At 66.1% G+C, this 6295-nt stretch carries 6 protein-coding genes; 4 read left to right on the top strand and 2 right to left on the bottom strand.

What is annotated here, in order from left to right:
* Window positions 1–230: VPLPA-CTERM sorting domain-containing protein (locus tag BLQ77_RS27820; RefSeq protein ID WP_131822095.1), on the top strand; the 230-nt coding region annotated here is incomplete at its 5' end.
* A 391-nt stretch (window positions 231–621) separates the two neighbouring features.
* Here the strand turns inward: BLQ77_RS27820 and BLQ77_RS27825 are convergent.
* Together BLQ77_RS27825 and BLQ77_RS27830 are read right to left on the bottom strand one after the other, a co-directional pair.
* Complete coding sequence (locus BLQ77_RS27825) at window positions 622–1287, bottom strand: ABC transporter ATP-binding protein (protein WP_089964298.1); 666 nt, start codon at window positions 1285–1287, stop codon at window positions 622–624.
* Window positions 1288–1297: 10 nt separating this feature from the next.
* Window positions 1298–2539 carry a KpsE/RkpR family capsule polysaccharide export protein gene (locus tag BLQ77_RS27830; RefSeq protein WP_089964299.1) on the bottom strand — a complete coding sequence of 414 codons (1242 nt, stop codon included), beginning with the start codon at window positions 2537–2539 and terminating at the stop codon, window positions 1298–1300.
* A 71-nt stretch (window positions 2540–2610) separates the two neighbouring features.
* On the opposite strand from BLQ77_RS27830, the gene BLQ77_RS27835 reads away from it, so the two are divergent.
* The 3 genes from BLQ77_RS27835 (at window position 2611) to BLQ77_RS27845 (ending at window position 6157) form a co-directional block, all read left to right on the top strand.
* Entirely contained in the window at window positions 2611–3423 is an 813-nt protein-coding gene (locus BLQ77_RS27835; RefSeq protein ID WP_089964300.1) for an ABC transporter permease, read from the top strand.
* 90 nt (window positions 3424–3513) lie between these two features.
* Entirely contained in the window at window positions 3514–4143 is a 630-nt protein-coding gene (locus BLQ77_RS27840; RefSeq protein ID WP_089964301.1) for a sulfotransferase, read from the top strand.
* Window positions 4144–4225: 82 nt separating this feature from the next.
* Window positions 4226–6157: a tetratricopeptide repeat-containing glycosyltransferase gene (locus BLQ77_RS27845; protein WP_131822096.1), complete on the top strand. Its 1932-nt coding sequence runs from the start codon at window positions 4226–4228 to the stop codon at window positions 6155–6157.
* Window positions 6158–6295: the final 138 nt, after the last annotated feature.

Consider the following 6295-nt stretch of genomic DNA (forward strand, 5'->3'; position numbering starts at 1 on the left):
CCGCCGGTTTTGTCTTCGACGTCGTCGGGGATTTTGACTCCCTCATAGCTTCTCTGGCCTCTGGTCAGCTGCGTTTCGGCATCCATCTGCAGAATATGTGGGGCGGTGCGTCCGACTCCTATGTCAACTCGGTCACCCCGGTGCCGCTGCCGGCGGCGGGGATCCTGCTCATCGGTGCGCTGGGTGGGCTGGGGTTTGCCTCGCGTCGCAAGAAGCGGCTGGCGGCCTAATCGTCTATCATCCCGTGGCAGACGCCGCGGTATGGAGCCCGAAGATATGAAGATCTGGACGGACTGCGGCAGTTTGCGCAGTCCGTCTTTGCGGCTCGCCAAGAGTAAGTAGCCTAGGGTATCATGGCTGCCTTCGTTTTTTCACGTCCTGATATCCTTGTTCTTGGAGACCAGCAGTCAGATCGTAGCCGCCGTCACTGTCCGATTTTCGGCGGGCAGCTCAATGCTCCTAGGCCCGTCAGGCGCCGGCTGACATGGTTGATGACGTTCTAGAGTATGGCTGTAAAAGGCCATGGGATTTCACAGTAGGGGCCGGTGAGCGAGCGTTCTGAGAGTTTCCCACCGGTGACCATGTCCAGATGGGAGACGTCATCAGGGCAGGAGGACGGCGTTACTTGCCGAGCCGTTCCATGTTCTCGATGTGCAGCGCGATGGCTTCCTCGATGTCGTCGAAGTAATGCACCTGCCCGTTCTCGATCACCGCGCCGGCGTTGCAGAGGTTGCGCACCTCGCCCATCGAGTGGGTCACTACGATGGCCCCCGAGCGCTGCATGCGGTCCTTGAAGACCTGGGCGCTGCGGCTGCGGAACGAGCGGTCGCCTACCGAGGTCACCTCGTCCACTAGGTAGGTGTCGAACTGGATGCCCATGGAGATGCCGAAGGCGAGGCGCGAGCGCATCCCCGAGGAATAGCTGCGCACCGGCATGTAGAGATGGTTGCCGAGCCCCGCGAAGCCCGCCACGAAATCCAGCAGCTCGTCGGTGTCGACGCCGTAGATGCGGGCGATGAAGCGGGTGTTCTGCGCCCCGGTCAGGTCGCGGTGGAAGCTGCCGGCGAAGCCCACCGGGAACGAGATCTCGCCATTGCTGCGCACCCGGCCGGAATCGGCGCCCATGTTGCCGGCGATGATCTGCAGCAGCGTCGACTTGCCCGCGCCGTTGCGGCCCATCAGCGCCACCGCCTTGCCCGTCGGGAAGGTCATGTTGAGGTTGCGCGTGATGTACTTGCGGCCGCCACGGACCGGAAAACTCTTGGTCAGGTTCTCCAGGACGATCATGCCGCCGGCCTCACTTGCGGTCGCGCAGCGAGTAGTAGATCAGCGCCAGGATGCTCCAGGCCACGGTCGAGAGCAGCACCACCAGCCCCATGATGAGGGCGCGGCGCGGGTATTCCGCGCGCTCCGCCAGCGTCGGCTGCACGAAGGCCGCGAGGTAGCGGCTCTGGCGCTGCGCCTCGGCCTGCGCGGTGTCGAAGTTCGACAGGGCGCCGGTGTATTTCTGCTCGGCGAACTGGCGCTCGACGGTGAGCCGCTCGAACTCTGCCACGATGGTGGGATAGTCGGTGGCGGGATCGCCGCCGCCGAACTTGGAGCGTTCCTGCTCGATGCGGCTGCGGATCGCGGCGATCCGCTGCTCGGCCTGGGCGATGCGCGGGTCGCCTGGCTGGGCGTTGTCGCGCAGCAGGTCGTAGTCGATCAGCTCGTTGCCGAGCTGCTGCTGCAGGGTGGTGAGCAGGCCCATCTGGATCTGGATGTCGGCGCTGGGGTCGACGATCTGGTTCTGGGTGCGGTAGGCGGTCAGTGCCTGGCGCGCCTCGGTGAGCTGCTGTTGCGCCAGCGCCAGTTCCTCGCGGGCGTAGCGCATGGTGTCCTCGCGGGCGATGGCCGAGAGCGCGTTGATCATCCGCGTGCTCTGCCGGAAGATCTCGGTGGCGACGGCCTGCGCCTCCTCGGGCGTGAAGGCCAGCGACTTCAGCTCGATCAGCCCGGTGCCCGGGGCGTAGGAGATCTGCACCACCCGCTGCCAGTAGTTCACCAGGTCCTCGATGCTGGCATCGGGGGCCAGCGAGAACATCGGGTCGTCGTCGTGGTGGCGCGAGTAGAGCGCCCGCAGGTCGAGCGCCTCGTCCACCTGCTTCACCAGCTCCTGCGACTGGATGAACTCGTAGAGCACGTCGCTGTCCGAGGAGCTCGACGAGGACAGGCTGGCGAGCCCGCCGATCAGGTCGACCGCCGAGGGCGCCTCCTCGCGGCGCACGGTGAAGCCCATGTGCGAGGCGTACTGGTCCTGGGCCTGGGTCCAGAGATACCAGGCGGCGGTGAGCGAGGGCAGCACCACCGCGAGCACGAAGCTCAGCGCCAGCGCCAGGTGTCGCCGCTTCAGCCGGGCACGGCCGGCGGGCGGGGCGATCGGGGAAGAGGGCCGGGCGGGTTTCGGAGCGGCGGCTTTCGGCCGGGGAGTGTCCTTGGAAGCGTCCTGGGAAGCGGCGGGCGTGGCTGCTCCGGACGAGTCGGGTTGATCATGCTTCAAGTGTGTGCCCAAACTCTGCGCGGTCAAATGACGGTTCTGATCCTATATAAAGCAGAAGAGTTCCAGCGGAAATGACGCAAACCGATCTGGCAGCGGTGCCCCCCGCGGCGGTGCCGCAACTTCGCTACCGCACGTTGCGCACCATCGTGGCGCTCATCCTTCGCGAGATGACAACCAGCTACGGGCGCTCGCCCGGGGGCTATCTCTGGGCCGTCGTGCAGCCTGTGGGCATGATCGTGATGCTCTCGGTCGCCTTCTCGCTGCTGCTGCGCTCGCCCTCGCTCGGCACCAGCTTCATCCTGTTCTACTCGACCGGCATTCTTCCGCTCAGGGTCTACCAGGATGTCGCTGCCAGCGTCTCGAACGCGATGACCTACAACAAGGCGCTGCTGGGCTACCCCCGCGTCACCTATGTCGACACGATGCTGGCCCGCGCCCTGCTGTCGCTGCTGACCCAGGTCATGGTGATCGGGGTGGTGCTGCCGGCGATCTTCTATTTCGAGAACGTGCGCGAGATCGTCGACTTCGGCCCGATCCTCGCGGGCTTCGGGCTCTTTGCCCTGCTGGGCTTCGGGGTCGGCGCGTTCAACTGCTTCATGTTCCTGATGTTCCCGCTGTGGAAGACGATCTGGAGCATCCTGACCCGGCCGCTGATGCTGTTCTCGGCGGTGCTCTACGTCTACGAGGACCTGCCGCGCGTGGCGCGCGAGTACCTGTGGTACAATCCGCTGGTGCACATCATGGGGATGGTGCGCAGCGGGTTCTACTCGGCCTACCACCCGCATTACATCTCGCTGCCCTACGTCTTCGTGTGGATCGCGGTGCCGATGTTCCTGGGCATGCTCCTGCTCAGACGACACAATCAGGACCTGCTGTTCCGCTGAGCGGCGGGATTATCACTTCATTTCACGGGGTCGAAAGAGTAATGCGTAAAAAGCAGACAGTCAGGGCCAGCCAGCAGGGGAGCGCATAACATGCAGGACCAGTCCGAGCCGAAGACGAGGGTCTTCCTGATCGGTTTCAACCGGTGCGCCACCACCTCGTTCCACCGCTTCTTCAACGCCAACGGCCTGAAGAGCGTGCACTGGGACAGCGGACGCCTCGCAAAGCGCTTCTACGCCAACATCGGCGCCGACGTGCCGCTGTTCAAGGACTACCCCGAGGTGACGGTCTTCAGCGACATGATCTACCTCAGCGAGACCACCTTCATCGAACCCTTCAAGGAGTTCGAGCGCATCGACCGCGCCTACCCGGGCTCGCTCTTCATCCTCAACACCCGCAACTGCGACAAGTGGATCTCGAGCCGGGTGCAGCACCCGCGCATGATCGAGCGCTGCATGAGCATCTACGGGGTCGAGACCGCCGAGGAGGTGATCTACCGCTGGCGGCTGGAATGGCACGAGCACCACGCCGCGGCGCTGCGCCACTTCATGCACCGTCCCGCCGACCTGCTGGTCTACAACATCGAGACCGACACGCCGGACAAGCTCGGGGCCTTCCTCGAGCCGAAGTTCGGCAAGCTCGACATCGAGGCCTTCGGCCATCACAACGGCCGCGGCAAGTACGAGCGCATGGCCAAGTCCAAGGAAGCCGCCGCCAGCTGATGGCAGGCGCGGCCACGGCCCGGCGCCTCAAGCCCGCCCCGTGCGGGCGCCCGGGCCGGGCTGATCAAGGTGCAGTCACGACATGATCACTGAATACGCCCAAATTGCCCCGGTGAAATACACCGGGCAGATCGACCCGCTCGCCCCGCCGTTCCGGGATCCGTTCCGGCACCCGGTGCAGCACGGGCCGCATTTCCAGCAGAAATTCGACTACGAGACCGTCTTCTTCGACATCTTCGACGATGGCGAGGGCGGGCTCATCGCGATCAGCCCGCAGATGGGCCGCGAGGTCAAACGCCACGGGCTGAGCTTCCTCGATGCGCAGGGCCGGGCGCTGCCGTTCCGCCACCTGCGGCGCTGGAACCTCGACATGTTCCGCATCGAGACCCCGGACGTCACCGCCCCGGTGACCGTGCGCACCGACCTCTTCGAGCAGACGGTGACCCCCTCGGCGTCGCGGCTCGAGCTCTTCGAGGGCCGGCGCGTCCTGCTCTTCGTGAACAAGAACAACCACCTGCAGTGGATCCGCGATTTCGTCACCTTCTACGTGACGGTCCATGGCGCCGACGCGGTCTGCCTCTACGACAACGGCTCGACCGAATACACGCTCGACGAGCTGCACCGGGCGCTCGGCGGCATCGCGGGGCTGGAGCTGCTGACCATCACCCACTGGCCGTTCAAGTGGGGGGTGACCGACGGCAATTCCGACAGCTCCTTCTGCCAGCGCGCCTTTCTCGAGCACGCCCGCTGGCGCTGCCTGAACCGGGCGCGCAGCGTACTGCAATGCGACGTGGACGAGCTGATCTTCTCGGACGGCAGCGGCGGCATCTTCGAGAAGGTCGAGGCCAGCACCACCGGCTACGTCTCGGTGCGCGGGCGCTGGATGGCGCATACCCGCGCCGAGCATTTCGAGGTCCTGGGCCCGCCGCGGCACCACCATTTCACCCGGACCGACATCTCGGGCACCGGCTGGTGCGGCAAGAAATGGGCCTGCGTGCCGGGCAAGGTGGCCGAGCGCTACCAGTGGATGGTGCATGACGTCTTCGGCGGCATGAAGCCCGACCCCGACACCAGCGGGCTGGTGCTGCGCCATTACATGGGGCTCAACACCGGCTGGAAGCAGGCCAACCGCGCCACCGCCGCCATCGACGAGCAGGATTACGGCGAGGAAGAGCGCGTGGTCACGACGATGCGCAGGCTCTTCGACCGCAGCGAGCCGGTCTGCGTCGAGGAGAACCTCGTCGAGGCGGCGCACCTGACCTTCGCCGCCGGCCGCATCCGCGAATCGCTGCGCGCCGAGCTGCTGGCCGAGCTCGAGACCCGGGCGCTCACCCACCCGTGGCTGGCGATGCTGACCGCGCGGCATTTCGAGAAGAAGAAGGAAGACGACAAGGCCGAGCCGATTTACCGGCGGGTGCTCGAGGGCGATCCGACGGTGCATGAGGCGGCCTATTTCCTCAGCTACATCCGCGAGCGCGCCGGCGACCGGGCCGAGGCCGAGACCTTCATCGCCCAGGCGGTCGAGGCCGAGCCCACCAACCTGCGCTACCTGCAGCGCTACATCACCTTCCTGCGCGGCGACAAGCGCTTCGCCGAGATCGTGGCGGCGGTGGACCGGGCGCTGGACTGGTTCCCCGACGACCCGGCCTTCCTGATCGAGAAGGCCCGGGGGATGTCGCGGCTGAACCTCTCGGCCGAGGCGCTGGAGATGCTCGAGGCGGCGGGCCTGCCGGACGCGGGCGTGCTCAACGTGCACGACCGGCTGTTCGTGGCCGAGCTCTGCATCCAGTGCCGGCGCTGGCAGGAGGCGCTGGAGAACGTGCAGGCGGTGCTGGTGCAGACCCCGGAGCGGCCCTGGGCGCATCACGTGCTGTCGCTGGCGCTCGAGGGGCTGGGGCAGGCCGAGGCGGCGAAGACCGCCGCCGCCCATGCCTTCGAGCTCAACCCCGGCAGCAAGGTGTTCCGCGCCCGGCTCGGCAAGTTCGGCCTGCCGGTGCCCGCCGAAGGCACCTGACCCGGGACCGCCCGGCGCCTGCGGGCGCGGGCCGCGCCGGAAAGGCCCAACAGGCCCGAACGTGCATATATGGACATTTGAAGGAACATATAGCGAACGAACTGACTGTTGACCGTGTGGTCCGAAGTCGGGAGGCTG

It is taken from the genome of Salipiger thiooxidans, assembly GCF_900102075.1.
Classification (GTDB): Bacteria; Pseudomonadota; Alphaproteobacteria; order Rhodobacterales; family Rhodobacteraceae; genus Salipiger; species Salipiger thiooxidans.